Annotated in this window: 23 protein-coding genes; 12 read left to right on the plus strand and 11 right to left on the minus strand. The window is 35.5% G+C overall.

Annotated elements, in window-relative coordinates:
• Nucleotides 1-87: 87 nt before the first annotated feature.
• The 4 genes from ACODST_RS00745 to ACODST_RS00760 form a co-directional block, all read right to left on the minus strand.
• The gene (locus tag ACODST_RS00745; protein WP_488930202.1) at nucleotides 88-1,560 is read right to left on the minus strand and encodes a M20/M25/M40 family metallo-hydrolase; all 1,473 of its coding nucleotides are present in this window, start codon (nucleotides 1,558-1,560) and stop codon (nucleotides 88-90) included.
• A gap of 142 nt (nucleotides 1,561-1,702) precedes the next feature.
• Nucleotides 1,703-3,934 carry a hypothetical protein gene (locus ACODST_RS00750; RefSeq protein ID WP_488930203.1) on the minus strand — a complete coding sequence of 744 codons (2,232 nt, stop codon included), beginning with the start codon at nucleotides 3,932-3,934 and terminating at the stop codon, nucleotides 1,703-1,705.
• Between the two features lie 93 nt (nucleotides 3,935-4,027).
• Nucleotides 4,028-6,721, minus strand: coding sequence for a carboxypeptidase-like regulatory domain-containing protein (locus ACODST_RS00755; protein WP_488930204.1), 2,694 nt, complete (start codon nucleotides 6,719-6,721; stop codon nucleotides 4,028-4,030).
• A gap of 39 nt (nucleotides 6,722-6,760) precedes the next feature.
• Entirely contained in the window at nucleotides 6,761-7,645 is an 885-nt protein-coding gene (locus tag ACODST_RS00760; RefSeq protein ID WP_488930205.1) for a GLPGLI family protein, read from the minus strand.
• Between the two features lie 227 nt (nucleotides 7,646-7,872).
• Between ACODST_RS00760 and ACODST_RS00765 the strand changes: the two genes are divergently transcribed.
• From ACODST_RS00765 to ACODST_RS00780, 4 genes are all read left to right on the plus strand, one after another.
• Nucleotides 7,873-8,676 carry a hypothetical protein gene (locus ACODST_RS00765; protein ID WP_488930206.1) on the plus strand — a complete coding sequence of 268 codons (804 nt, stop codon included), beginning with the start codon at nucleotides 7,873-7,875 and terminating at the stop codon, nucleotides 8,674-8,676.
• Nucleotides 8,676-9,290, plus strand: coding sequence for a deoxynucleoside kinase (locus tag ACODST_RS00770; protein ID WP_488930207.1), 615 nt, complete (start codon nucleotides 8,676-8,678; stop codon nucleotides 9,288-9,290). The genes ACODST_RS00765 and ACODST_RS00770 overlap by 1 nt, the downstream gene beginning before the upstream one ends.
• 135 nt (nucleotides 9,291-9,425) lie before the next feature.
• Nucleotides 9,426-9,722 carry a type II toxin-antitoxin system HigB family toxin gene (locus ACODST_RS00775; RefSeq protein ID WP_488930208.1) on the plus strand — a complete coding sequence of 99 codons (297 nt, stop codon included), beginning with the start codon at nucleotides 9,426-9,428 and terminating at the stop codon, nucleotides 9,720-9,722.
• Nucleotide 9,723: 1 nt separating this feature from the next.
• Nucleotides 9,724-10,092 (plus strand): helix-turn-helix domain-containing protein, encoded by a 369-nt coding sequence (locus ACODST_RS00780; RefSeq protein WP_488930209.1) that lies wholly within the window; start codon nucleotides 9,724-9,726, stop codon nucleotides 10,090-10,092.
• Nucleotides 10,093-10,185: 93 nt separating this feature from the next.
• Here the strand turns inward: ACODST_RS00780 and ACODST_RS00785 are convergent, their stop codons facing one another.
• From ACODST_RS00785 to ACODST_RS00805, 5 genes are all read right to left on the minus strand, one after another.
• Entirely contained in the window at nucleotides 10,186-12,705 is a 2,520-nt protein-coding gene (locus tag ACODST_RS00785) for a sodium-translocating pyrophosphatase (protein ID WP_488930210.1), read from the minus strand.
• 112 nt (nucleotides 12,706-12,817) lie between these two features.
• Complete coding sequence (locus ACODST_RS00790) at nucleotides 12,818-13,348, minus strand: inorganic diphosphatase (protein WP_488930211.1); 531 nt, start codon at nucleotides 13,346-13,348, stop codon at nucleotides 12,818-12,820.
• Nucleotides 13,349-13,479: 131 nt separating this feature from the next.
• Nucleotides 13,480-14,079 carry a DNA-3-methyladenine glycosylase family protein gene (locus tag ACODST_RS00795; protein WP_488930212.1) on the minus strand — a complete coding sequence of 200 codons (600 nt, stop codon included), beginning with the start codon at nucleotides 14,077-14,079 and terminating at the stop codon, nucleotides 13,480-13,482.
• Nucleotides 14,080-14,272: 193 nt separating this feature from the next.
• Nucleotides 14,273-16,774 (minus strand): DUF5686 and carboxypeptidase-like regulatory domain-containing protein, encoded by a 2,502-nt coding sequence (locus ACODST_RS00800; RefSeq protein WP_488930213.1) that lies wholly within the window; start codon nucleotides 16,772-16,774, stop codon nucleotides 14,273-14,275.
• 70 nt (nucleotides 16,775-16,844) lie between these two features.
• Entirely contained in the window at nucleotides 16,845-17,822 is a 978-nt protein-coding gene (locus ACODST_RS00805; protein WP_179002522.1) for a pyruvate dehydrogenase complex E1 component subunit beta, read from the minus strand.
• A 506-nt stretch (nucleotides 17,823-18,328) separates the two neighbouring features.
• Here ACODST_RS00805 and ACODST_RS00810 point away from each other — a divergent pair.
• The 4 genes from ACODST_RS00810 to ACODST_RS00825 all read left to right on the plus strand — a co-directional run bounded on the left by ACODST_RS00810 (nucleotide 18,329) and on the right by ACODST_RS00825 (nucleotide 21,873).
• On the plus strand, nucleotides 18,329-19,075 hold the full coding sequence (locus ACODST_RS00810; RefSeq protein WP_488930214.1) for an electron transfer flavoprotein subunit beta/FixA family protein: 747 nt from the start codon (nucleotides 18,329-18,331) through the stop codon (nucleotides 19,073-19,075).
• A 113-nt stretch (nucleotides 19,076-19,188) separates the two neighbouring features.
• On the plus strand, nucleotides 19,189-20,157 hold the full coding sequence (locus ACODST_RS00815; RefSeq protein ID WP_488930215.1) for an electron transfer flavoprotein subunit alpha/FixB family protein: 969 nt from the start codon (nucleotides 19,189-19,191) through the stop codon (nucleotides 20,155-20,157).
• Nucleotides 20,158-20,322: 165 nt separating this feature from the next.
• Entirely contained in the window at nucleotides 20,323-20,946 is a 624-nt protein-coding gene (locus ACODST_RS00820; RefSeq protein WP_488930216.1) for a bifunctional nuclease family protein, read from the plus strand.
• 75 nt (nucleotides 20,947-21,021) lie between these two features.
• Nucleotides 21,022-21,873 (plus strand): thymidylate synthase, encoded by an 852-nt coding sequence (locus ACODST_RS00825; RefSeq protein ID WP_488930217.1) that lies wholly within the window; start codon nucleotides 21,022-21,024, stop codon nucleotides 21,871-21,873.
• Between the two features lie 38 nt (nucleotides 21,874-21,911).
• Here the strand turns inward: ACODST_RS00825 and ACODST_RS00830 are convergent, their stop codons facing one another.
• Nucleotides 21,912-22,208 carry an isoamylase early set domain-containing protein gene (locus tag ACODST_RS00830; RefSeq protein ID WP_488930218.1) on the minus strand — a complete coding sequence of 99 codons (297 nt, stop codon included), beginning with the start codon at nucleotides 22,206-22,208 and terminating at the stop codon, nucleotides 21,912-21,914.
• A 239-nt stretch (nucleotides 22,209-22,447) separates the two neighbouring features.
• Between ACODST_RS00830 and ACODST_RS00835 the strand changes: the two genes are divergently transcribed.
• The 4 genes from ACODST_RS00835 to porT all read left to right on the plus strand — a co-directional run bounded on the left by ACODST_RS00835 (nucleotide 22,448) and on the right by porT (nucleotide 25,285).
• Entirely contained in the window at nucleotides 22,448-22,792 is a 345-nt protein-coding gene (locus ACODST_RS00835) for a 2TM domain-containing protein (protein ID WP_488930219.1), read from the plus strand.
• Between the two features lie 10 nt (nucleotides 22,793-22,802).
• Nucleotides 22,803-23,285, plus strand: a complete 483-nt coding sequence (locus ACODST_RS00840) for a dihydrofolate reductase (RefSeq protein ID WP_488930220.1) — start codon at nucleotides 22,803-22,805, stop codon at nucleotides 23,283-23,285.
• A gap of 550 nt (nucleotides 23,286-23,835) precedes the next feature.
• Nucleotides 23,836-24,567, plus strand: a complete 732-nt coding sequence (gene ubiE, locus ACODST_RS00845; RefSeq protein ID WP_488930221.1) for a bifunctional demethylmenaquinone methyltransferase/2-methoxy-6-polyprenyl-1,4-benzoquinol methylase UbiE — start codon at nucleotides 23,836-23,838, stop codon at nucleotides 24,565-24,567.
• Between the two features lies 1 nt (nucleotide 24,568).
• Entirely contained in the window at nucleotides 24,569-25,285 is a 717-nt protein-coding gene (gene porT, locus ACODST_RS00850) for a type IX secretion/gliding motility protein PorT/SprT (protein ID WP_488930222.1), read from the plus strand.
• A gap of 9 nt (nucleotides 25,286-25,294) precedes the next feature.
• On the opposite strand, the gene ACODST_RS00855 is transcribed toward porT, so the two are convergent.
• A complete protein-coding gene (locus ACODST_RS00855) occupies nucleotides 25,295-26,023 on the minus strand; it encodes a TrmH family RNA methyltransferase (RefSeq protein ID WP_488930223.1) in 729 nt (242 codons plus the stop codon).
• Between the last annotated feature and the right edge of the window lie 34 nt (nucleotides 26,024-26,057).

Genomic DNA, 26,057 nt, shown 5'->3' on the forward strand with positions numbered 1-26,057 from the left:
AATCTGAAACATCTACATACAAGAAAGGCTGTCTAAAATTTTAGACAGCCTTTTTTATTCTGTGTACATTAACGCTAGAAATATCTCCTATCGTTCCAATTGTTTAGCAGGCAAAATTTTAGGGCGATTGGCATCATTTGATAAAATCCATCCGGTACGGTACATCCACTCGGTCATTTTGTGGAGTTTTACGTAATCAATGTTTTCTGCTTCATCCATAGGGGTGTGATACTGGCTGTGCAGCACGCTGGTGAAAAATACGGCCGGGATTCCTTTTCGGGCATACGGCAGATGATCCGAACGAAAGTAAAAATACTCCGGATGTTCCGGTCTGTCCCAAAGTTTATCCAATTCAAATTTAGGGCCTTCATCATTTGCTTGTTTAGCGGCATTAACCAAATCAGATGAATTTTCATGCGGCGGTGCTCCCCCTAATAAAGCGGCCTGGTTTACATCATTTCTTCCAATCATATCGCCGTTTAGTACCGCTATAATATCTTTTTCAGGAACTGTCGGGTGCTCTGCATACCAGCTGGATCCGAGCAGTCCTCTTTCTTCGGCTCCGTGAAAAACAAATAAAGCCGTTCGTTTTCCGGGCTGTTTTTTAAACGCTCTGGCAATGGCCAGCATGGCTACACAGGTACTTGCGTTATCATCGGCACCATTATAAATAGAATCCTGTCCGTATTTTTGCCTCACTCCGTCATGATCCTGGTGACCGCTGAACAAAACATATTCTTTTTTTAATTTAGCAGCTGTTCCTTCTACTTTACCCACCACATTTACAGAAGGGTATTTATAAGTTTCGGAAATTACCTCAGCCAGCAGGTTTTCTTTAGTCGTTTTCAAAAATTCCAACTGATCATTATGAAGCCAGAAAGCAGGCATTCTGGACGGAACAGGTATTCTGTCGCGATAACCTTCAATTCCGTAAACTCCTCTTGTCAGCTGCGGCTCTACCTGAGACCAGCTTTGTTCTCCTAATTCGTCGGCAACAATAATAAGGGCTGCAGCGCCTTTCTGCGCCAGATCTTCATAATATTTCTGTTTTACAAAACCAGGATAACGTCTTTCAAAAAGTGAGATATCATCTGGAATCCCTTCTTTCGATGCCAGTATTACTACTGCTTTTCCTTTTACATCAGCTTGTAAAGCTTCTTTTGGCGTTACCGCCCCTAAATAGAGTATCGGTGCATTAACCTTAATATTGGCTGTTTCTGCTACTAAGACTTCCTTCCATAATTTATAGGATTTCAGTCCAATTTTAAAAGTAGTATTTGCGGTAACCTGATGTCGGTACAAATCAAAAAACTGGAAAAACGTACCATCATCACCAGCTGGTGACATTCCGGCTTGTTTTGCTTTTTCGGCAAGCCACATCGATACTTTGATTTCGTCTAAGGTTCCGGCTTCACGACCATTAAAATGATCTCCGGCCATTTGGTACATATCGGTTTTTAAATCGGCTGTTGTAATGGCCGACACTAAAGGCTTTTTAATTGCCTGCGAAAAGACCGCTCCTCCGCAAACCATTAAAAACACTATCATTTTGTTTTTCATACGATTAAATTTGGTATTCCAAACTTAAGGATTTAAACAGTACTAATTTCTTTCTGTACCAGACAATCTATGAAAATTACTTCAAAAAAAAATCCCGGCAGAATCTAAACTACCGGGATTTTTAAATACCAAATAGCGAAACTTAATACGTTCCGTTCTGCATTTTTGCTAAAACTTCTTTGATATTTTCTGCCGTTTCTTCTTCTATATTCGGGTTTAGATATTTCACTGCCAGAGTCTGAGTCGCAATTGCTTTCTCTTTTTGGCCGTCTTTATAATACAACTGTGCGAGAGTATCTAAATAATACGGACTATTTTTGGAAATCTGCAGACTGTATTCTGACCATTTAATGGCGTCTTTAATAAAATTAGAATTTTGAGGTTTTTCTACAACAGTCCAGGCGGCATTGTTACAAAGATCTGAATAATACGTTTTGAACGAGCTCCATCCGTCATATGAATAACTTGAACTGGAATCTAATCCTGTAAAAATAGCATCTAATTTTTCGATTGGACTTGTCCCCGCCAGTGTTGTATCAAAATAGGTATTAAGTTCTCTTAAATAAGTAGTGTTTGAACCATCTGGTTCCTCAATCTGGCTTAAATAATAGAAATAGTTTCTATAGGCATCAAAATTTCCTTTGCCGGACGTGATAATCTTTTTATAAACAGAATTGATTCTCTCTTTATTCATTTCACCGCTGACACCATCCTGAGAAGCATACAGGTTTTGCTGTAAAGCTTCCGAAATCTCCGAAACAACATTTCCTATATTATGAACTTCTTTTTCATTGCTATTAAAGGCTGCACGGTTATTTTCGATTTCTTCAGAGTGTTTCAGCAGATACTCTATTGCCAGAAAGTCGGTATCGTTAAGGATTCTGTCTTCATTAAAAAGCTGTTTGGTAAATCCCTGATTCTTGATCTCTTTTACAATGGTTTCGGCCAGATACATATCCGGCTTTTTATCTTTTTGATGGGCTTCCAGCAGTTTTTTCCAGGTCTGGGTAACTTCTTTTTTATCTAATACTGCTTTTGAAATTACAAATTCCGTCGAATTTGGATCGCTTACCGCTGCTTCTGACTCATAGTCGTAATAAGGTTGTAATAAAGCTGCTTTATTAAAAGCTCTAATCAGATCGCTGTCTGCTGCTTTTTTATTTTTCAGGGTTTTATCAATAGAAACAAAAGCATCCGCCTTTAACAGTTTATAGTACAAATCGCCATAATAACTAAAAAGGTATTGTTTGTCTGATAAATTCGATTTTGCGGCGGCCAATACCTCTCCGTTACCGTTTAAAATCAGTACTCCCGGATCATTTGTTATTTTATTATTTTTCAGCCATTTTTTATCATCGGTACCTGTTAGATAATAATTGTAAACATCGTACTGCGGATAATATTTATCATACATATTGTATCCGGTTTGTGTTTCCTGATCTTTTACAAAATTGTCAAAGTCCTGCTTTGCCGACTTGTTTTTGGTATCTGTTAAAACCACTAAAAACTTAGTACCGCCTTCTTTGGTTACGGTAATCGCTTTACTCAAACTGTTCTCTATTTTTAATTTAAAAGTGTATTGTGAATATACCGGCGGAGCTTCTACAACCATTGTAGTATCAAGAGCTGTCTCAGTTCCAAAATCATCACTAAGCAGTGTACCGTCTTTTCCTGCATAAGTCCATTTTTTTACTGTTTGGCTTTCTACAGGAATAACCTTAGAAGGCACTTCGGTTTTTGCTTCTTTTTCATTTACAAATATCAGCGGATTTTTCCCCGACTGTTCTGAAATTCTCAACTCATTGCTTTTTTTATCAAAAAATCCTGCGATTTTTAAATCTCCTAAAACAGCCAGCTGATAATTGATCGTAATCTCCGATACCTCTTTTGGCAAAGCATATTTATAAACACTGCTGCTGCCATCGTATTCTTCGTAAACCAGATATAAATAATCGGCTTTTTCGATTTCAAAATCCAGATCGGTGTTAGTCCATTCCGGATCGTTTTTACTTCTGATATCTGTCAGTTTCTGATATCGGATCGTTTCTGAACCCGTTTGTGTTCCTATATAAAAAGAGTAATAAGAAGGATCCAGAAACTTAACTTTTATATTTTTTGCTTTCTTATCCTGAACAAATGAAAGATCAAACCGGTTTTCTGATTTTGCATTTTTAAAAATCAGTGAATCTCCTTTTATTTCATAACCGCCTGAATAAAAAACCAATTCATATTTATTATCATCTGACAAATGCAGTTTGATTTTCTGTCCTTTGCTGACAGACAAATAGGTTCCTTTTTCAATGTTTTGGGTCTGAGAAAAAGATAGTAAGGTTCCGGAAGTAACTAGTAAAAAACTCCAAATAAAATTGCGCATAATGTATTTTTTGGTTGTTAATAGGAAACGCAAAGATACCTGATTTCTTACAAGATGAAACAGAAATATTTTAACCCGCTAAAAGACAAAACTTTATATGTTATATTTCATCGAAAATATAATATAACGTGGCTGTACAGTATACTGGGACACTCTTGTTGAGAATTGTGTAAAATTATCGTCGTTCAGATACCTTGTATTCAGCAGATTGGTAGCCGAAACTTTGTATTCCCATTTGCTGTTTTTCTTCTGATAAATCAAACTGGCGCTTAAGAAATCATATTCGTTATCGACTGATTTGTTTCCGTTATAATAATGATAGAATTCATATTCTGACACAAAAGAGAAACTGTCCAGAAAATAATAATCGAGTCTGGCAAAAGGTTTATCGGTATAAAAAGTAGAACCGCTGTATTTGTTCACCAAAAGGTTATAACCAAACTCTATATTAGGCAGTTTTTTATAATTAGTTGAAGCTCTGATAGTATAACTCTGCACAAAACTTTCTGTTGTTCTCAATTCATCATTTTGGATATTGTTGAATTTTGACCAGTTCAGACTAGCATTAACTGAGGCTTTGTAATTTTTTAAAAATGATCGGCCGTACGCTCCCATTCCGGAGAACGTTTCATCTGCTAAATTGGAATTATACGGAACCGAAGACTGATTAATTCCATCAAAATCGGCTCTTGTTTTAATCGCATCCACTTTTCTGGTATAAGTCGCATTCGCAAAAATGTTCTCAAAATTGAACATATTGTATTTAAAATAACGTAGTGAATGTACTTGCGAAGTGGCATTCTCTAAATAACGATTCCCATGAAATAAACTACTGTAATCAGACAAAACATAACCTGCTGCCAATTGATTGATATCGGTAAAATCATTAGTTAAAGAAAAATTATACGTTAGTGTCTCTGATTTTTTGATTTGATATAAGGCGAAGAAATCGGGCAGTACTTTGGTAAAACTTTGCGAATAATCAGTCCCCAGCTGTCCGTTTGTCATTTGATAAGTATGCAGACTTACTCCCGGCGTAAATGTAAATTTACCGGTCAGGATTTTATAATGAAAGCCAACGAAAGCGTCATTAAACCTGTAATCAACATCATTATTATTCTCCGGATTATTCAGGTCATTTCGGTCTCCGTTATCTAACATTTGAAAAATATGAGTGTTGAAGTTCTGATAAGAATAGGTATTCCCTAAGGTAATATTGAAATTACTTTTTGGCGTTACCATATAATAGTAATCCAGTTTGGCATCGAGTTTATTGGTTTTTACAAAACGATTCTGGTTATAATCGTTTCTTGACTGCGCAGGATCTGTAATATATCCTGACAAAGCAAAAGGAAGTGTCTGCAGGCTGGCATTATAAAATGGATTTTCGTCCTGATATAAATGCTGCATTTCAAAAGCAAATATATTTTTAGCACTCTGTGTATAATACAAGCTCAAATTTTGATTGACAGAAGTCGGATCTTGTTTTTTGGTTGTATAAATAGTTTCAGGCGTAACAACATTCTGCACAATTTGTTCTCTAAACAAATCGGAGTATTCTTCCTGTTTGGTCAATTTGGTTAAGACATCATAATCAAACTGAAATTTGTCGCTTGGCTTATAGGTTGAACTTAATTTAAAAAGTCCTAAGTTATTTTTCTGACTGGTATTTTCATCCCGTTTCTGCTGATCTCCAGAATCTAAAATCGTGGTCTGAGATTTGGTTTCTAATTGAGTTTTTGAGGTTGAAAGAATTCCGAAACCGCTTAAATTCCACGCCTTATTAACGGAATAAGCAAAGTTGGTCGCCCCAAATTTGGTTTCAATTTCTTTGGCACGGTTATTCCTCAGAAGTGAAATCCCTAAATCATTAGAAGAAACATTAAAACTGCTTCCTCCTTTTTTCATAAGGTTTTTAAATCCACCTGTGAATTTAAAATAATCCTGTGCAGTCAGAGGCAGTTCTCCAATATTATTGAAATTGGTAATTAAATTGATACTGTATTTTGGACTGTAGTAAAATAGTTTCGGGTTTATGATATAGCGGCTGTCTAATTCTGCCACTCCAATTCCTGCCGTAACGTCTCCAAACCAGAAGTTCTTTTTACCTTCTTTCAGTTTAATATTCATCGCGACATTTTCCTGATCATTTTCCAGACCTTTTAACTGACTTACTTCGTTAAAGTTTCTTAGCACCTGAACTTTATCAATAGCATCGGCCGGGATATTTTTAACGCCCAGTTTGGTATCTCCGTCAAAGAAATCTTTTCCTTCCACCATTAGTTTGCTTACTTTTTTTCCTTCTACTTCAATTTCTCCATCGGCATTCACCTCAACACCCGGGAGTTTTTTCAATACATCTTCAAGCTTTTTTTCGGTACCGGATTTAAAAGAATCAGCATTGTAAACGATCGTATCTCCTTTGATAGAAACCGGCATTTCGCGTACAATTTCTACGCCTTCAAGTTCTATCCCTACACCATCCATAACAATGTTCTGACTCATGTTTTCAGCTTTCGTGGTAACCGCTATTTCTTTAGATTTCATTCCAAGATAACTTACCTTAACGGTATATGCGGTATTGGGTTTTAAGGTGAGCTGAAATTTTCCCTTGTCGTTGGTAATTCCATATGAATCCATTGCTTTTGTGGCATTGTTTACAGCCATAATATTGGCCATTTCCAACGGGTTTTTCTGTTCGTCCTGAATGAAACCGTCAAAACGAACACTTTGCGAAAAAGAAACAGAAGTAAGTAAAAAGGCGAAGAAAAGAAATGCTTTGTTCATTAAAAAATGCTTATAGTAAAAAATAGGATTAAGGAGTTTTTATCTTCCCATTGGCGGCGGACCTCCCGCACGTCCTCTGTTCATCTCTCTAAATTCTTCCATTTTTTTAATTACCGTCTCGTCATAATCTTTCTGCGAAATTACTTTCCCTTTTTTTGATGGTTTTATTTCGACTTTGTCTTTGGCATTCAAAACAATTTTAGAACATAAAATCGTAGTTTTTCCATCGTTAACTTCTAAAATCAGTCCAGGAAGTCCCCAGTAGTTTTCCGGTCCCTGATTTACCGGAATTTCCGGAGTGTACCAGGCGGTAACTACAATTTCTTTTGGCATTTCAAAATTATCTTCAAAGTTCGTTTTAGTTTCTCCGGAAGTCTTTTTAGCCTCTTCTTTTTTGTCGTCATTATTTCTTGGTCTGAAATTCCTGAAATCGGTTTTGCTTGCCTGTTTTACAGCGGTAGCCTTAAAACAGTTGTAACCTCCGATCTGCTTGGTCTCCTGTTCTAACTTCCAGTTTAATTTTGGCAGTGAATCGACAACCAGGAATTCTTTTCCCATAAATTCTTTATCTACAGTATAGGTTTTACTTTTTACATCTTTATAAAAAGTGCCGCCGCCTCCCATCATCGAATTCATCATAATCCGCATGCCCGCGTTCTGCTGTCCCGGAGTATCCAGTTTTTCTTCTTCTTTATAAATAGAAGCGGCTTTGTCAAAGTTTAAAATAAAAGTTTTTTCGAGCATTTGTTTCATACGCTCTTCCATATTTTTCTGCATTTCAGGTGTAATATCCCTGTTTCCTCTCATTCCTTCAAATTTAGGTGCCTGCGTTTTAGACTCATAAACCGCCATTCCCTGAAAATCTTTTTGAGCCTGTACCTGAGCAAAGGCAAATAGTAAAAATAAATATGATAGTTTTTTCATTTTTTTGTTTTTAAAAGGTAGTAAAGTAAAACTTACATTCAAATGTATTATTAATTTGAAGATATTAAAAGTTAAATATATCAATTCCAAAATGGTATCGACAAAATCGGCTCTTTCTAAGACTATTAAGTCCGGAAAAGGTTTAACTTCCAAAAACGGTCAAATCGTTGTTTTTTGAAGATTCTTTGCTGTCGTTTTTGTAATTTGGTCTTCCAAATTAGATCATTATGAGTCCGGCCATCCGTCAATTTTTATTAGTATTGTTTATTACAGGCTCTTTCTCTGTTTGTTTCGGGCAAAGCCAAAAGATAAAAACCTCCGTAATTTCAAAGCTCAATATGGATGCAGATGAATTTATTGGGTATGATTCGTTTGGGTATTCGTATCAGATAAAAAATAATGTTTTCAGCAAAATAAAAGGCAGTGAAATTTTTGAATATAAAAACGTTTCTTTAGGAAATATTACCAAAGCCGACATTCAGAATCCGCTTAAAATTGTATTGTTCTACGAAGACTTTAACAGTGTTGTGCTTTTAGACAATCAACTTAATAAAATTACCGAAATCAACTTTTCACAAAATACGGTTCCTATTGTAGTGAGCGCCATCGGAATGTCGGGACAAAACCAGCTTTGGATTTTTAATACTTTAAATCAGCAGATCGGACTTTTTGATTATCTTAAAAATGAATATAAAACCATTTCTGTTCCTTTAACGGAAGGTATAAAATATTACCAGACCGACTTTAATACTTTTTATTGGATTGATAAAAAAAACAATTGGTTTTCCTGTACTATTTTTGGAAAAATAACCCATTTGGGAAGTGTTCCTGATTTTGATAAAATAGAAATAATTTCTTCTCAAAAATACATTTTCAACAAGGCTAACTCATTGTATTTGAGAGAAAATACCAACATAGTTTCAGAAATCGAAATTTTAGAAAAAACGTTTGACAAATACTATTACAAAGACCAAATTTTATCTATTTTTACAAACAAACAAATTGTAAATTATAAAATCGTAACACCGTAATGCACATAGCAGTAGCAGGAAATATAGGCGCAGGAAAAACCACATTAACCAAATTACTCGCCAAACACTTTAAATGGGAACCGCATTATGAAGATGTGGTTGATAATCCTTATCTGGACGATTTTTACCACCAGATGGAAAGATGGTCATTTAATTTACAGATTTATTTCCTTAATAGCCGTTTTCGTCAGATTCAGCAGATTCGTGAAAGCGGTAAGAAAATCATTCAGGACAGAACTATCTATGAAGATGCCCATATCTTTGCTCCCAATTTATATGCCATGGGATTAATGACAAGCCGTGATTTTGAGAATTATACGTCTTTGTTTGAATTAATGGAATCTTTGGTAAAAGCACCTGACTTACTAATTTATTTAAGAAGTTCTATTCCTAATCTGGTAGGACAGATCCACAAACGCGGACGTGAATATGAAAACTCGATTTCTATAGACTATTTAAGCCGTCTGAATGAAAGATACGAAGCCTGGATTCAGACTTACACCAAAGGAAAATTATTAATTATTGATGTAGACAATATCAATTTTGTAGATAATCCTGAAGATCTGGGAGATATCATCAACCGGATTGATGCCGAATTGAACGGGTTGTTTTAAACACAGATTAAACGAATTTATACGATATGAAAAAGCCTCTAAAATAACTTTAGAGGCTTTTTTATTAAATATTTTTCTTACATTTGTATAAATTTCCCGTTTTGGGAAAAATAATTTATATTTGCCAGACTAAATATGAGAATAATAGCAAAAAGAACATTGCAGCATTTTTGGGAACGATACCCGAACTCAAAACAGCAGCTTTTAGCCTGGTATCAGGTTTTTGATAAAAACAATTTTGCCAATTCTAATGTTATTAAATCTTTTTTTGGTACTGCAGATTTTGTTGGCAGTAATAAGGTAATCTTCAATATCTGTGGAAATCATTATCGGCTAATTGTAAAAATTAATTATGAAACCCAAATTGTGTATGTTCTTTTTATTGGTACGCACAGTGAATACGATGATTTAAAAGACATTAAATATTTATAAGATGAATATAAACCCCATAAAAACGGAACAAGACTATACTTTAGCTTTAGAAAGAGTAAATTTTCTTTTTGATGCTAAACCTGACACAACTGAAGGAGATGAACTGGATATTTTGGTAACACTTATTGAAAAGTATGAAGAAATACATTATCCTATTCCGGAACCCGACCCTATTGAAGCCATTAAATTTATGATGGAACAGAATGGATTGACCGACGCTGATCTGGGAGTACTTTTAAATAGCCGGTCAAGAGTATCTGAATTGTTTAACAGAAAACGGGCTCTTACTATAAAACAGATTAGAATATTAACTGAAAAACTTCATATTCCCGCTTCAGTTTTAATAAAAGAATATGCTTTAGTTTCATAAAAAAAGCCTCTAAAGTTATTTTAATTTTAGAGGCTTTTTTATTTTTGAGATCCTAACAGGTTTTGGAAACCTGTTAGGATTATAATCTAATCTTTATTTAGCGGCTTCTACTTTTGCCAAAACTTCTTCTTCAGTACCTTCAAACACTTCGGTAGTTGTTTTACCGTTTTCAGTTTTGGTAACTGTTCCCGTGGTTTTTCCGTTTATATTTTTAACTTCAACACGAACTGATGCTGTTTCGGTATGAGCTTGTTTTCCATTTGTATCAAAATGAGCTAAACATTTTGCCGTTTCTTCTGCAGAACAGCCTTTTTCTTTACACATTTTAATACATTCTTCTTTTGTCATACCTGACATATCACCACATTTGGACAATCCTGAATGCATTTCGGTTTTAGCACAGCACGAAGCTTTACCTGCAATATCTGAAGATGCGTGCCCTTCACCTAAAATTGGCGCAATTACTAACCCAATCAAACAAGTCAGTTTAATTAAAATATTCATTGATGGCCCTGAAGTATCTTTAAACGGATCTCCTACGGTATCTCCGGTCACAGCGGCTTTATGAGCATCAGAACCTTTATAGGTCATTTCTCCATTGATCATAACTCCGGCTTCAAAAGACTTTTTAGCATTGTCCCAGGCACCTCCTGCATTGTTTTGAAACACAGCCCAAAGTACTCCGGACACAGTAACCCCTGCCATATAACCTCCTAACATTTCGGCAATTAACTGGTTGTTGTCAGCATAAACTAATTTCCCTATTAAAACGATTGCGATTGGAAAACCTATGGTTAAGATTCCTGGAAGCATCATTTCACGCAAAGCAGCCTTGGTTGAAATTTCAACACATTTTCCGTATTCCGGTTTTCCGGTTCCTTCCATAATACCCGCAATTTCCTTGAACTGGCGACGCACTTCATACACCATATCCATAGCTGCTTTTCCAACAGAATTCATAGCCAAAGCAGAGAAAACTACCGGAATCATTCCTCCCACAAATAACATGGCCAGAACCGGTGCTTTGAAAATATTAATTCCGTCAATTCCAGTAAAGGTTACATAAGCCGCAAATAAAGCCAGTGAAGTTAAGGCCGCTGAAGCAATTGCAAATCCTTTTCCGGTTGCTGCAGTTGTATTTCCTACTGAATCCAAAATATCGGTTCTGGTACGAACCTCTTTTGGTAATTCACTCATCTCAGCAATTCCTCCCGCATTATCAGAAATGGGTCCAAAAGCATCAATAGCTAACTGCATGGCTGTGGTGGCCATCATAGCAGAAGCAGCCAGAGCAACACCATAAAATCCCGCTAAAGCATAAGAAACCCAAATAGCCACAGCAAATAACAATACGGTTGGGAAAGTCGAAATCATTCCGGTTGCTAAACCAGCAATTACATTTGTCCCAGCTCCTGTAGATGATTTTTGAACAATAGCTAATACTGGTTTTGTCCCTAATCCTGTATAATATTCAGTTACAGATGAAATAGCTCCTCCTACCACTAATCCAACTAGGGTCGCATAAAAAACACGCATAGATGAAATAGCTTTTGATCCTTCTCCAAAGAAAGTCATCTGCATGGTTTCAGGAAGCATGTGCTGTACCAAAAAGAAACAAGCCACAGCCGTTAAAACAATCGAAACCCAGTTCCCTATGTTTAACGCTTTCTGTACCTGCGCTTCTTTGGCATTATCATCTGAAATTTTCACTAAAGTAGTTCCGATAATCGAAAACAAAATTCCGAAACCGGCAATAGCCATAGGCAGTAAAATAGGACCAATGCCGCCAAAAGCATCATTGATACTGCCTCCCATATCTTTTATCAAATAGTTTCCAAGAACCATGGCGGCCAGAACAGTCGCTACGTAAGATCCGAACAAATCGGCTCCCATACCGGCAACATCTCCAACATTATCACCAACGTTATCTGCTATTGTCGCAGGATTTCGAGGGTCATCTTCCGGGATTCCGGCTTCAACTTTTCCTACCAAATCAGCACCAACATCGGCTGCTTTCGTATAGATTCCGCCTCCAACTCTGGCAAATAAAGCGATTGATTCTGCTCCAAGTGAAAATCCTGCTAACGTTTCTAAAACAACAGTCATGGTATCAGTATCTTTCCATACACCATCTGAAAACAGATTAAAGAAAATTATAAAAAAGGCCGTTAAACCTAAAACGGCTAAACCGGCAACTCCTAAACCCATTACGGTTCCGCCTCCAAAAGAAACTTTTAAAGCCTGAGGCAGACTGGTACGGGCAGCCTGAGTAGTTCTAACGTTTGTTTTGGTTGCGATTTTCATTCCTATATTACCTGCATAAGCAGAAAATAAGGCCCCGAAAATAAATGCAATTACGATTAATAAATGTGTTTTTACACCCGGAATAAAAGTAATTCCCGCCAAAGCTAAACTGGCAATAATTACAAAAATGGTTAATAATTTATATTCGGCTTTTAAGAAGGCCAGGGCTCCCTCATAGATATAATCTGAAATCTCTTTCATCTTACCGTCTCCGGCATCTTGTTTTAATACCCAAGTCCTTTTTATTCCCATGAAAAGTAATCCTAAAACTGCCATGACAATTGGCAGGTAAATCATAAATGCATTCATAATATTGTAATGGTTTTGGTTAATAGTGAACAAACTAACTAAAACGAATTTAAACAAAAAAGCAATACTCCTGACGGAGTATTGCTTTTTTTATAAAATAGAAGTGCTAAAATTATTTAATGCTAAATAATCCTGCCGGTTTATTTTCAATATCATCAAAACGTTTGGTGCACTCAGCAATAATTGCATAAGCTTCGTTTACATCTCCCCAACCTTCCACATCTACTTTTTTGTGCTCAAGGTCTTTGTAAACCTGAAAGAAATGCTCAATTTCTTTTACTAAGTGAGGGTTGATATCAGAAAGATCTGTTAGTGAATTCCAGATTGGATCTGAAACAGGTACACAAATAATTTTTTCATCTGGTCCTTTGTCATCTGCCATGTGGAAAACCCCAATTGGTTTTACTTCCATAACACATCCTGGAAAAGTTGGTTCGTTTACTAAAACCAATACGTCAAGAGGATCACCGTCAAGGGCTAAAGTTTCCGGAATAAATCCGTAATCTGCAGGGTACATCATTGAAGAGAATAACATTCTGTCGAAACGCATTCTTTTGATTTCAAAATCGTACTCGTATTTATTTCTGCTTCCTCTTGGTATTTCGATTAATACATCGAAAGTCGTTAGTTTGTCTGCGGTCATTTTCGTTTTTTATAATTTCTAAATTTCGACTGCAAAAGTAACTAAAGAATACCTTTTTACAATAAAAAAAGTATATTAATCTATGTATTTATACATTAATTAATATACTTTTCTTTTTATATAACAGACAGTTAATATGTAATTTTTCTGTTTCGCTTCGTTAAGTAGTGATGCCAGAGTAAATAAGTGGCATATGACCGGTATGGACTCCATTGTTCAGCATGGATTTCCATCTCTTGTTTGTCGTGAATATCAAACAGTTCTTTAATAGTATTGATTACCGCAATATCACCAAGCGGAATCAAATCAGGCTCCTCAAGACAAAACATTAAATAAATATCAATAGTCCAGTTGCCGATACCTTTTAGTTTAATAAGTTCTTCTCTTACTTCTTTTGCTGTTTTAAAAGCCAGACCTTCTATATCCAGTTCCCTGCTCAGGACGGCTTCTGCCAAAATTTTAATGTACTTTGTTTTCTGACGGCTTACCCCCAGATTTCTAAACTCTTCTTCTGATAAAACTGCCATGCTTTGAGGGTCACAGGTAGTATAACTTTTTATTTTTAAAAATGTGGCTTTCGCCGAATCTATAGAAACCTGTTGTTCCAGAATTAACAAAACTAATGTCGCAAACCCCTGCGGACGTCTCGGAATTGGCGGCAGCCCGTATTTTTCTATTATTTCCTGAAATACCGGACTTTTGGATGAAAGAAAATCAATGGCTTCCTGCATGATGATGATTTTAAGTCTAATCCCAAAAATAAATAAAAAATTATCCCCTAAAGACGCTGAGTTTTTCTTTCACGCAGATTTTTTTAATCTTTAATACATCCGTTTAGATCTGTAAAATCTGACTGAAAGAAAATAAAAAAGCCACAAAGATTTAAAACCTCTGCGACTTTATAACTTTGAACCTTTACTGCTTTTAGAAATAAAAACCAAATGATCCTTTTATAGCAAACTTATTAGCATCCGGCATATCCAGATAATTTCCTCTCCAGGAGAAATCAAGTCGGAAAACTTTAAAGATATTCCCAATTCCTGCATTATATTCCCAATATACTTTTTCAGGAGCATTATACGGAAGCCCTGAAGCATTGATAGCACGATTGGCATCCGAAATAGTTCCGTGTACCGCCCTTACACCAATAAACTCTCTCCAGTTTAGTTTTCGCATAAACGGAATTCGGGCAAACAACCTTCCTCCAAAATCATGATTCCACTGCAGCGTTGTGTATTGATCCGTTACAAATTCATAGAAATTCAGGTTACTGAAGGTATTTTCAATGGTAAAATACGTCTGGTTCCCCGGAATAACGCTCATTAAGCCTAACGGAATAGTCCCGAATGTTTTTCCGGTTTCCAAAATAATATTTGTACGTCCCAAAGGCCCTATAATAATAGGCTGTTTGTAAAACACCTGAATTTTTTCGTAAGCAAAATCGCTATCCAGAACTCCTTTAAGACCATAACTGAAATTTACAAAGAAATGACTGAAAGGACTGTCCACTAAATCTCTTTCTACACCATAACCGATCGTTTTACGGTTTGGCATATACTCAAACTGAATATTGGCTTCTGACTGTTTTACATCGCTTTTTACAACTCCCATTGGGTTTGCGGCACTTGGCAGAGTGGTATAATAATCTAAACTAAAAGTTTTAGAAGCCGATTCTAATGTTCGATAGGAGAATCCTGCCGAAACGATAAAATTCTTTTTAGGCTCCATTTCCAGCGAAACATTGCTCAGATTAATATTCGTCAGCTTTCCGTTGCTTCCGGTTGTAAATAAAGCAGAAGAAGCAAAACTTCGTCCTAAAATATCATTTGTGGTGGTTAAACTGGCTCCAATCTGTTCGATATCCCGCCTGTTTCCTCCGGAAATAATAAGACGGTTTTTCTTGTCCAGCATCCATTTTCCCGAAACCCCGTATTTGAATTTATTATCGTCAAATCCGTATGCTGTATACACTTGTAATCGCCACGGATCGTTTGGACCGAAATAAGTTCTTCCTCCTACTCTCAAACGCAGACCTTCAACTTCGTTATAACCAAAAGTGGAATAAATGGGTCCGTAATCAAAATTCTTAAACTCAATATAACCGCTTCCTAAAATCGAGACGAGATTATACAGCTGCTTAAATCGCTTGACGGTCTGAAGTGTATCAAGCATCTTATAAATACCTGCTTCGTCTTTATTTAATTTTTCAAAACGATTTTCTTCCCAGAATTCAGGCGGACGGTCATAAACCGCATTGTCTATAAAATTGACTTCTTCTTTATAGAATTTTTCGGGTTTTTGAATGTTGAATTTATGATTACGATACAAAGTGGTTCGTTTTCCGTAAATCCCCTTTGATTTTTCTTTTTTATTCAAAGCAAAATCAGACATCATATAATCACGGGTCAAAAGAAAAACAGAATCATTTTCTACCTCAAACTCCTGTTCAATATAAATATCTTTTACCCAGTTAATATTGGCGCTTTTAGTTACACCCATATTAATTTTTTTGATGGCAAAAGTGGTATCATTTACCCAGAAATCCCCTTTAAACGTCAGTTCGTTTTTACGTCTTGGGTAAAAAACAATATTAAAACACCATTTTTTATCAATATAAGCACTGTCTTTCAGAACATAATTATACACGTCGATTCCGGTTCTTGAAAGCGGACTTGTAAAACTTTTATCAAAAAATTTAAGATGGTTATCGTAGATATTATAATCTGAATAAAGGTCTTTTACGAAAGACAAAATCTGCTGATTTCCGTTGAAACCAGACATTTTATTTCCAGTCAGGTTTTCTTTTACCTTCTTTATTTTATTGTCCCCGTAAACATCATAAACCGATTCGTTTATAAAAATAGGCAGATAGGTTTTTCCCGTAACATCAGAGGTATCCACATGGTTAAAAACAAACTCCATTCCCTTAAAGAGTTTACTTTTCATAAAAGCACTGTCAATCGTGTTCATGTCAAACTCGACTTTTTCATACTTCTGCATCTGATACTGGCTAAACTGGTAAAGTCCGTTTTTACGTTTTCTTTCCCATATTTTTCGCAGAATATCAAGTGCGGGATTATTTTTCTTTGATGTTTTTCCGGTATAAATAACGACTTCACTTAGAGCTTCAGGCTCACTTAAAACAATTTTAAAATTGTAATTCACTGCTTTCTCCAAAGGAACTTCCTTATCTGAAAATCCTGCTGATGAAACCAGTAAAGCGGTGTAAGTAGTTGGAGATTCTAAATAAAAACGTCCGTCTTCATTAGAAACAATCCCGGTATTTGAACCTTTAAATACAATATTGGCAAAAGGTATCGGCTGATTTGACTTGTCCAAAACAATTCCGCTCACTTTCGTTTGTGCAGTAGCAATTGTCGCAAATGCGAATACAAAAAATAGGCTGAGTAAAATTATTCTTTTCATTGTCCGGGCAAAAAAAAACTTCATCAATTAACTATGAATGATGAAGTTTTGTGAGTATTTTATATAGGTATTACTTGTATAATACTTTCTTAACTGCTTTTACTACATCACCTGCATTTGGCAGCCAGTCTTTCAATAATACTGGAGAATAAGGTGCAGGAGTATCTGCAGTTGTAATACGCTGAATTGGCGCATCAAGGAAATCGAATGCCTGTTCCTGAACGATATAAGAGATTTCAGAAGAAAGGCTGGCAACCGGCCAGGCTTCTTCAAGAATTACTAAACGGTTTGTTTTTTTAACCGATTTAAGGATTGCCTCTTTGTCCATTGGACGAACTGTTCTTAAATCGATAATCTCGCAAGAAATCCCTTCTTTTGCTAATTCATCAGCAGCGATAAAAGCTTCTTTGATAATTTTACCGAAAGAAACGATAGTTACATCTGTTCCTTCGCGTTTAACATCAGCAACACCTAACGGAATTGTATATTCTCCGTCCGGCACTTCACCTTTGTCTCCGTACATCTGCTCAGATTCCATAAAAATAACCGGATCGTTATCACGGATAGCTGATTTTAATAATCCTTTTGCATCGTAAGGAGTTGAAGGAACTACAACTTTAAGACCAGGAGTATTAGCAAACCAGTTTTCTAAAGCCTGAGAGTGAGTTGCTCCTAACTGACCAGCAGAAGCTGTTGGTCCGCGGAAAACGATAGGCACATTAAATTGTCCGCCCGTCATCTGACGCATTTTAGCTGCGTTATTTATAATCTGATCAATACCTACTAAACAGAAGTTGAATGTCATATATTCTACAATAGGACGGTTTCCGTTCATTGCAGAACCTACTGCAATTCCCGAAAAACCAAGCTCAGCAATTGGAGTATCGATTACTCTTTTCTCACCAAACTCAGCCAGCATTCCCTTTGAAGCTTTGTATGCTCCGTTGTATTCTGCAACTTCTTCTCCCATTAAATATATGGATTCATCGCGGCGCATTTCTTCGCTCATTGCTTCACAAATGGCCTCTCTAAATTGTATTGTTCTCATATTTTTTATTGTATGTTGAATTTTCTGAAGAGCAAAAATAAATATTTTAAATAACTTAAAGGCATAATTTGAATTTAAAATCTCACCAACCTCCTTTCGTTTTCAGGTTTTAACTTTTTTAGGTTTATTGTGACATTTACGAAATCGATATAACAGATGTATTCCTTACACTTAATCGCCCAAAACAGCTTTTTTAGACAAACTGCAGTTTATTTGTTTAATTCCTGTTTTCTTCCAAAATTCTTTGATCAAAACGATAAAAGGTAAAAATTAGTATATCACTTCACAAAATTCGATCGTATGCTTTTCCTAAAACGCTGAAAAATCCCTAACAATCAGCGTAAAACGATACATTTTTATTTTTACAAACCAATGAAAACTACAGTAAACCGAACAATCTTCGAAAACGTAATAGTTTTTAAAAAATATTATGCATGCATAGTATAATTATTCCAAATTAAATTCTAAATTTGTAAAAGCATATTATAAATTCAAAATATATACTTATGAAAATACTAGTTTGCATCAGCCATGTGCCTGATACTACTTCAAAAATTAACTTTACCAATAGTGACTCAGAATTTGACACTAACGGAGTACAATATGTAATTAACCCTAACGACGAATTCGGACTTACACGTGCCATCTGGTTCCAGGAGCAGCAAGGTGCAAATGTAACAGTGGTAAACGTTGGAGGCCCGGATACTGAACCAACTTTGCGTAAAGCCCTGGCAATTGGTGCCAACGAAGCAATTCGTATAAATGCCAATCCAACCGACGGATTTTTTGTAGCAAAACAATTAGCAGAAGTAATTAAAAACGGAGGTTACGATTTAGTAATCGCCGGAAAAGAATCTCTGGATTATAACGGAGGAATGGTTCCTGGAATGATTGCCGGAATCTTAGGCTCTAACTTTTTAAACTCCTGTACAAGTTTAACTGTTGACGGGAACAACGTAAAAGCAGTTCGCGAAATCGACGGTGGAAAAGAAACTGTAAATACTACTCTGCCTTTAATTATTGGTGCTCAAAAAGGTCTTGTTGAAGAAAAAGACCTTCGTATTCCAAACATGAGAGGAATCATGACTGCAAGAACTAAGGCTTTAACTATTCTTGAGCCAGTCGATGCTCCAGTAAACACAAAAGCGGTGAAATTTGAAAAACCAGCTCCAAAATCAGCTGTAAAATTGGTTTCTGCTGATAATTTAGATGAGTTAATCAATTTATTACACAACGAAGCGAAGGTAATCTAGTATTCAGTTATCAGTTTTTAGTGTTCAGTACTATCTGAATCTAAATATTTTAATAATCCATTTTTTAGTTTTCAGTTTAATCTGAAATCTAAAATCTAAAATCTAAAATTGTTATGTCTATATTAATATATGCAGAATCTGCAGAAGGAAAATTTAAAAAAGTTGCTTTCGAATTAGCTTCTTACGCTAAGAAAGTCGCAGAATCATTAGGAACAACTGTTACAGCTTTGACTGTAAACATCAACGATGTAAGCGAATTAGGAAAATACGGAGTTGATAAGGTCCTAAAAGTAAGCAATGATAAACTGGCCGGTTTTACAGCTAAAGCTTACGCCGATGTAATCAAACAAGCAGCTGAAAAAGAAGGCACAAAAGTAGTTTTACTTTCTTCTACTACAGATAGTATTTATCTCTCACCACTTGTTGCAGTAGCCTTAGAAGCCGGTTTCGCTTCAAACGTAGTGGGACTGCCGGTAAGCACTTCTCCATTTCAGGTAAAAAGAAATGCTTTTTCAAACAAAGCTTTCAATATTACAGAAATCAGCACTGATGTAAAAGTTTTAGGATTAGCAAAAAACTCTTATGGTCTTTTTGAAAGTAACGGAGCTGCTGCTGCCGAAGATTTCAGTCCATCGATTGGAGAAGATGATTTTGGGGTTAAAGTAGAATCTGTTGAAAAAGTAAGCGGAAAAGTTTCTATCGCAGATGCAGATATTGTAGTTTCTGGAGGACGCGGCCTTAAAGGTCCTGAAAATTGGGGATTAATTGAAGATCTTGCCGCCGTTTTAGGTGCTGCAACTGCCTGCTCTAAACCCGTTTCGGATTTAGGATGGAGACCTCACAGTGAACACGTTGGACAAACAGGAAAACCCGTTGCAACAAACTTATACATTGCAGTAGGTATTTCCGGAGCGATCCAGCATATTGCGGGTATTAACTCATCTAAAGTAAAAGTAGTAATCAATAACGATCCGGAAGCTCCTTTCTTTAAAGTGGCTGACTACGGAATTGTTGGAGATGCCTTCGAAATTGTACCTAAACTTACAGAGAAATTAAAAGCTTTTAAAGCTCAGCATTCTTAATTCAGGAATTCTCTTAAAAAAATATTGCTGCCTAAAAACAAGATGTTGTATCTTTGTTTATAGGCAGCTTTTTTGTTCGATATTTTTTGATTAAAATTGCAGCTTTATTTTCTAATCAAAAAAAGCAACAAAATGAGGCACTAAGTGCCTTTTTTACAAACATATATGAGTCTAGTAAAATTATCCATAAAAGGAATTTCATACAGTCAAACTCAAAATGGCGCTTATGCCCTGATTTTGAACGAGGTTGACGGCGAAAGAAAACTACCTATCGTTATTGGAGCTTTTGAAGCCCAGTCGATCGCTATTGCCTTAGAAAAAGAAATAAAACCACCTCGTCCGTTAACACACGATTTATTCAAAAACTTTGCCGAAAGGTTTGACATTGTTGTCAAACAAGTTATTATACATAAACTTGTGGATGGTGTTTTTTATTCCAGTTTAATCTGCGAAAGAGATAAAATCGAGGAAATTATCGACGCCAGGACTTCTGATGCTATTGCACTGGCACTTCGTTTCAATGCACCAATTTTTACTTATAAAAACATCCTTGACAAAGCAGGTATCTACTTAAAATCAAATACAGCCGATTCTGATCAGGGATCTCAGGAAATTGACGATGTGCTTTCTAATCCTGAAACTTTTGGACATGAAGAGGAAACCAACCAATCCGGCGAAGTATACGCCAAACACAGTCTTCAGGAACTAAACGAACTTTTAGATCAGGCTGTTTCACAGGAAGACTATGAAAAAGCAGCTAAAATCAGAGACGAAATCTCCAGAAGATAAATACATGTTTAATCGTTGAACCGTTTATTTGTTAAGTCGATTAAACGGTTAAACAATTAACCGAATAAACAAAACATGAAACAATACTTAGATTTAGTAAAACACGTTTTAGAAAACGGCAATCAAAAAGGAGACCGTACCGGAACCGGAACCAAAAGCGTTTTTGGCTACCAAATGCGTTTTGATTTGAGTGAAGGTTTCCCGATGGTTACCACCAAAAAACTGCACTTAAAATCGATTATTTACGAATTGCTCTGGTTTTTAAAAGGCGATACAAACATAAAATACCTTCAGGAAAACGGTGTAAAAATCTGGGATGAATGGGCTGATTCTAATGGTGACCTTGGTCCTGTTTACGGACATCAGTGGCGTAACTGGAACAGTGAAGAAATTGATCAGATTTCGGAATTAATAACAGAACTAAAAACAAATCCAAACAGCCGCAGAATGCTGGTTTCTGCCTGGAATCCTTCTGTTTTACCGGATACCAAAAAATCATTTGAAGAAAATGTAGCCAATAATAAAGCGGCACTACCTCCATGCCATGCGTTTTTCCAGTTCTATGTTGCAGCACCTGATACTGAAAAAGGAGAAACAAAAGGAAAACTATCCTGCCAGTTATATCAGAGAAGTGCTGACATCTTTTTAGGAGTTCCTTTCAATATTGCCTCTTATGCCTTATTAACCATGATGATTGCTCAGGTTTGCGATTTGGAGCCAGGTGAGTTTATACACACTTTTGGTGATGCCCATATTTACAACAACCATTTTGAACAATTGGAACTGCAATTAACACGTGAGCCAAAACCATTACCAAAAATGATTTTAAATCCGGAGATTAAAAACATTTTTGATTTTGATTATGACGATTTCACTTTAACAGACTACGATCCGCATCCTGCTATAAAAGGAAGTGTTGCCGTATAATTATAAAAAAATCCGTTGGGAATTTCCAGCGGATTTTTTTATACAACTAAAACACCATTTTCACTTCCGGCGTAATCATTCCATTTGTAAAAATCCGCTTCAGGATCATTTACATAAGTACCGTCGATTACATACTTGAATTCGTAAATGGCATCTTTTACCAAATCGTAAGTAGCCTTAAAAGTACCGTTTTTCAACTTACTTAAAACTCCTTCTGCCGGGTCCCAGTTGTTAAAATCACCAACGACTGCTGCCGAATCAGCATCTTTGGCATCTATAGAAAAGGTAACTTTACAAACCGGCTTCGTTTTGACAAATTGTTTTTTCAAAGACATAACTATTTAGTTTTTAGATTTATATCTTCTAAATTAAGTAAATTCCGTCAAACATTAGCTACACCCCTAACCGATTTACGATAATACCAAAAACGATATACTTTTTTAATTGTATCCATAATTTAAAGTCACTAAAATTTTGTTTTTCAAACTCATAAACCATTTTAAAACAAATATTCTACAGCCGGAATATTGTCTTTCAAAAATAAATTTTAACTTTATAATCTCATTTTTATCTTATGGAAAAAGAAGTACACGAACAATACGAGTATGCCCGAAGACGATTAAGACAAAAAAATGTCTTATATTTTCATTTTGTTCTTTTCCTCTTAGGGAGTTTATTTTTATTTATTGCCAATACGTTTTTCGGTTTTGGCAAAGGAACAAATCAAAACTGGTGTATCTGGGGTATTACCATCTGGCTTTTTATTTTTATTTTACATTTCATAAAAGTATACATAACAGACCGTTTTATGAATAAAAAATGGGAAAGAGAACAAATTGACCGTCTGGTTGCTTTACAGCAAAAAAGGATCAGTCAATTAGAATCAAAAATCAACGAAGACTCCGAGAATAAAATTTAGTACGCATAACATGATTATAATGATTGCGGCTGTTGCCGAAAACAATGCCCTTGGCAAAAACAATGAATTAGTCTGGCACCTTCCAAATGATTTCAAAAGATTTAAATCACTTACGACTAATCATCATATTATTATGGGGAGAAAAACTTTTGAAAGTTTCCCAAAACCCCTGCCAAACAGAACCCATATCGTCATAACCCGTCAGACAGATTATAGTCCGGAAGGCTGTATTGTGACTGACAGTATGGAAAAAGCCATTGCTTTATGCCCGGAAAATGAAGATGTGTATATAATTGGCGGAGGAGAAATCTATACCCTGGGCATGTCTTATGCTGATATAATCGAAATCACCAAAGTGCATCATACTTTTGAGGCTGATGCTTTCTTTCCAAAAATAAATAAAAGTGAATGGCAGCTGGTAGAAACAGAAGAAAATCTTAAAGACGACAAACATCTTTACGATTACACTTACGAAACTTACATCCGTAAATAAAAAAACATCCTCTTTTAAGGGAGGATGCTTTTTAAAAAACGATTGATTAAATTGACTCTTTCAAGAAAATAGTTTTTGTAAAAAAAAATCACAAATGTTGAGAACATTTGAAATAACTGAATAACATTTAATGTTAATTGAGACGAATCTCAAAGAGCCTTTAATAACAAATACCACTAAGATATTAAAGGCAAGAAAATTAAAATTTCCAAAAACAAATTTAATCCTAAGAACGTATTTCGCACTTTTAAAAATAGTATTCCCCCAAGAACAACACTTTTAAAACTACTAACTTGAACAGATGCGTACCAGCGCAAAAAAAATACCCATCTGATTAAGTCAAAATGATTTATCAATCATTTAAATTTTCATCATTTTTACTTCAACAAAGTTGTGCATAAAACCCTCATTACGCAATACCCACTTTTGGTGATGCCGGAAAAAGTTTCAGTGAATCAGTTTTACTCCTTGTTGTAAAACATTTATTTCACATTTTAAAAAACTCAATTACAGTTAACCTAGATTGTTTATATTTGCGTAAATTATAATAATGTCTGAAAAAATAACCCCATATAAAGATTCTTCTTTAGGTAAAAAAGAACAGGTTACCCAAATGTTTGATAACATTTCCGGGAACTACGATAACTTAAATCGTGTAATTTCATTTGGTATTGATACGAAATGGAGAAAAAAAGTATTAAAAATAGTTTCAGACTCTAAGCCCAAAATCATTCTTGATATTGCTACCGGAACAGGTGATTTAGCTATTTTAATGGCTCAGACGAAAGCAGAAAAAATTATTGGTCTTGATATCTCTGCCGGAATGCTGGAAGTTGGAAAAAGAAAAATAGAAGAAAAAAAACTGTCTTCTGTCATTGATTTAGTTCTGGGCGATTCTGAGAACATTCCTTTTGAGGATAATTATTTTGATGCCATAACAGTAGGTTTTGGAGTTCGCAATTTTGAAAATCTTGAAAAAGGTTTCGGCGAAATTTTACGTGTTTTAAAACCAAATGGCGTGTTTGTGATTCTGGAAACTTCTGTTCCGGATAAAACACCTTATAAACAAGGATATAAATTTTACACCAAAAATATACTTCCGGTTATTGGAAAGTTGTTTTCTAAAGACAATTCAGCTTACGGATATCTGTCTGAATCGGCCGCTGCATTTCCTTATGGAGAAGCCTTAAACAATATTTTAAGAAAAACCGGGTTTATAGATGTTGTAGCCATGCCGCAGACTTTTGGTGTTGCAACCATTTATTCAGCATCTAAAAAATAGTATGAAAAAAACTGTAATCTTAATTTTACTGGTCTTAACCACAAAAGGATATTCGCAATTTGCTAAAAGTATGTTTAGCAAAGACCCTATTATTAACCTTGAAAACTGGCAGAAACAGCGCGTTTATTTTGGTTATTATTTAGGTTTTAACAGTTTCGACTTTAAATTTGATTACAAAGCTCCTGTTCAGCAGGATATTCAGGTAAAAAAAACAACCGGTTTTAATGTGGGTGTTGTTGCCGATTTAAGACTTCAGGAATATATCAACCTGCGTTTTGAACCTGGCTTATATTATACAAAAAGAGACCTGTATTATCCTGAATTATATGATTTTGGAGAGAGTTCTTATTTAAGAGAAGTAAACAGTACCTATATTCATTTTCCGTTATTGCTGAAATTTTCGTCATTACGTACCGGAAATATCCGTCCTTATTTAGTTGGCGGAATGTCTACAACACTAAATTTATCCAGTAATTCAAAATCTCAGGATGACAACCACGAAAACAAGTTTAGGGTAAAACAATGGACTGCCGCTTATGAAGTAGGTTTTGGAATTGATTTTTTTACAGAATACTTTATTTTCTCTCCTTCGGTTAGGGGAATGTTTGGTATAACCGATGAATTAATTCGCGACAAGCCGGGACAGCCAAGTCCATGGACAGACAACATCGATTCAATGAAATCGAGAGCGATTTTAATAAATTTCACATTTCATTAAAACAAAATCTTAACTATTTCGTTTAAATTCACTAAGAATAATTGCTGTTGCTGTAGCTACATTTAAACTTTCGGTTTTTTGCAGCTCTCCAAATCTTGGAATTGTGAGTCGGCTGGTTACTATTTTTTCAATTTCTTCTGAAATACCATTGGCTTCATTACCCATAACGATGATGCCTTCCTGCGGCAGATTAGACTGATAAATAGTATCCCCATCCATAAATGTTCCAAAAACAGGAAGTTCTGTCTGAGTGATAAAAGTTTTCAGATCAACATAATTCACGTTTACCCTGGCAATAGACCCCATTGTAGCCTGTACTACTTTTGGATTATAAATGTCGACTGTTTCTTTTGAACAAACCAGCTGTTTGATTCCAAACCAGTCACACAGACGCATTATGGTCCCCAAGTTTCCGGGATCACGAATATCGTCTAAAGCCAGAATCAGACCCGAATTAAGAATCCTGCTTTCTTTTGGCATTTTAAAAACTGCAAGACAGGTATTTGGAGTCGCTAAAGCACTTATTTTTTTAAGTTCCTGTTCATTAATAAGAGTACGTTTTGAAGACTGAACTTCTTCAAAATCATTAATCGTGGTGTATAAATGCTCTAATTCGAAATTGGATTGCAATAATTCCTGAATTACTTTTACACCTTCGGCAAAAAATAACTGATTTGCAAAACGATTCTTTTTTTGATGTAAACCCGATATAAGCTTTATTTGGTTTTTACTAACCATAAAATAATGTACTTTTGAATTAAATATTTAAAAA

The organism is Flavobacterium sp. FG19, assembly GCF_057809475.1.

Bases quoted from the DNA above. Each gene is read 5' to 3' on its own strand.
- ACODST_RS00745 (WP_488930202.1), bottom strand. From the start codon at position 1,560: ATGAAAAACAAAATGATAGTGTTTTTAATGGTTTGCGGAGGAGCGGTC.
- ACODST_RS00750 (WP_488930203.1), bottom strand. From the start codon at position 3,934: ATGCGCAATTTTATTTGGAGTTTTTTACTAGTTACTTCCGGAACCTTA.
- ACODST_RS00755 (WP_488930204.1), bottom strand. From the start codon at position 6,721: ATGAACAAAGCATTTCTTTTCTTCGCCTTTTTACTTACTTCTGTTTCT.
- ACODST_RS00760 (WP_488930205.1), bottom strand. From the start codon at position 7,645: ATGAAAAAACTATCATATTTATTTTTACTATTTGCCTTTGCTCAGGTA.
- ACODST_RS00765 (WP_488930206.1), top strand. From the start codon at position 7,873: ATGAGTCCGGCCATCCGTCAATTTTTATTAGTATTGTTTATTACAGGC.
- ACODST_RS00770 (WP_488930207.1), top strand. From the start codon at position 8,676: ATGCACATAGCAGTAGCAGGAAATATAGGCGCAGGAAAAACCACATTA.
- ACODST_RS00775 (WP_488930208.1), top strand. From the start codon at position 9,426: ATGAGAATAATAGCAAAAAGAACATTGCAGCATTTTTGGGAACGATAC.
- ACODST_RS00780 (WP_488930209.1), top strand. From the start codon at position 9,724: ATGAATATAAACCCCATAAAAACGGAACAAGACTATACTTTAGCTTTA.
- ACODST_RS00785 (WP_488930210.1), bottom strand. From the start codon at position 12,705: ATGAATGCATTTATGATTTACCTGCCAATTGTCATGGCAGTTTTAGGA.
- ACODST_RS00790 (WP_488930211.1), bottom strand. From the start codon at position 13,348: ATGACCGCAGACAAACTAACGACTTTCGATGTATTAATCGAAATACCA.
- ACODST_RS00795 (WP_488930212.1), bottom strand. From the start codon at position 14,079: ATGCAGGAAGCCATTGATTTTCTTTCATCCAAAAGTCCGGTATTTCAG.
- ACODST_RS00800 (WP_488930213.1), bottom strand. From the start codon at position 16,774: ATGAAAAGAATAATTTTACTCAGCCTATTTTTTGTATTCGCATTTGCG.
- ACODST_RS00805 (WP_179002522.1), bottom strand. From the start codon at position 17,822: ATGAGAACAATACAATTTAGAGAGGCCATTTGTGAAGCAATGAGCGAA.
- ACODST_RS00810 (WP_488930214.1), top strand. From the start codon at position 18,329: ATGAAAATACTAGTTTGCATCAGCCATGTGCCTGATACTACTTCAAAA.
- ACODST_RS00815 (WP_488930215.1), top strand. From the start codon at position 19,189: ATGTCTATATTAATATATGCAGAATCTGCAGAAGGAAAATTTAAAAAA.
- ACODST_RS00820 (WP_488930216.1), top strand. From the start codon at position 20,323: ATGAGTCTAGTAAAATTATCCATAAAAGGAATTTCATACAGTCAAACT.
- ACODST_RS00825 (WP_488930217.1), top strand. From the start codon at position 21,022: ATGAAACAATACTTAGATTTAGTAAAACACGTTTTAGAAAACGGCAAT.
- ACODST_RS00830 (WP_488930218.1), bottom strand. From the start codon at position 22,208: ATGTCTTTGAAAAAACAATTTGTCAAAACGAAGCCGGTTTGTAAAGTT.
- ACODST_RS00835 (WP_488930219.1), top strand. From the start codon at position 22,448: ATGGAAAAAGAAGTACACGAACAATACGAGTATGCCCGAAGACGATTA.
- ACODST_RS00840 (WP_488930220.1), top strand. From the start codon at position 22,803: ATGATTATAATGATTGCGGCTGTTGCCGAAAACAATGCCCTTGGCAAA.
- ubiE (WP_488930221.1), top strand. From the start codon at position 23,836: ATGTCTGAAAAAATAACCCCATATAAAGATTCTTCTTTAGGTAAAAAA.
- porT (WP_488930222.1), top strand. From the start codon at position 24,569: ATGAAAAAAACTGTAATCTTAATTTTACTGGTCTTAACCACAAAAGGA.
- ACODST_RS00855 (WP_488930223.1), bottom strand. From the start codon at position 26,023: ATGGTTAGTAAAAACCAAATAAAGCTTATATCGGGTTTACATCAAAAA.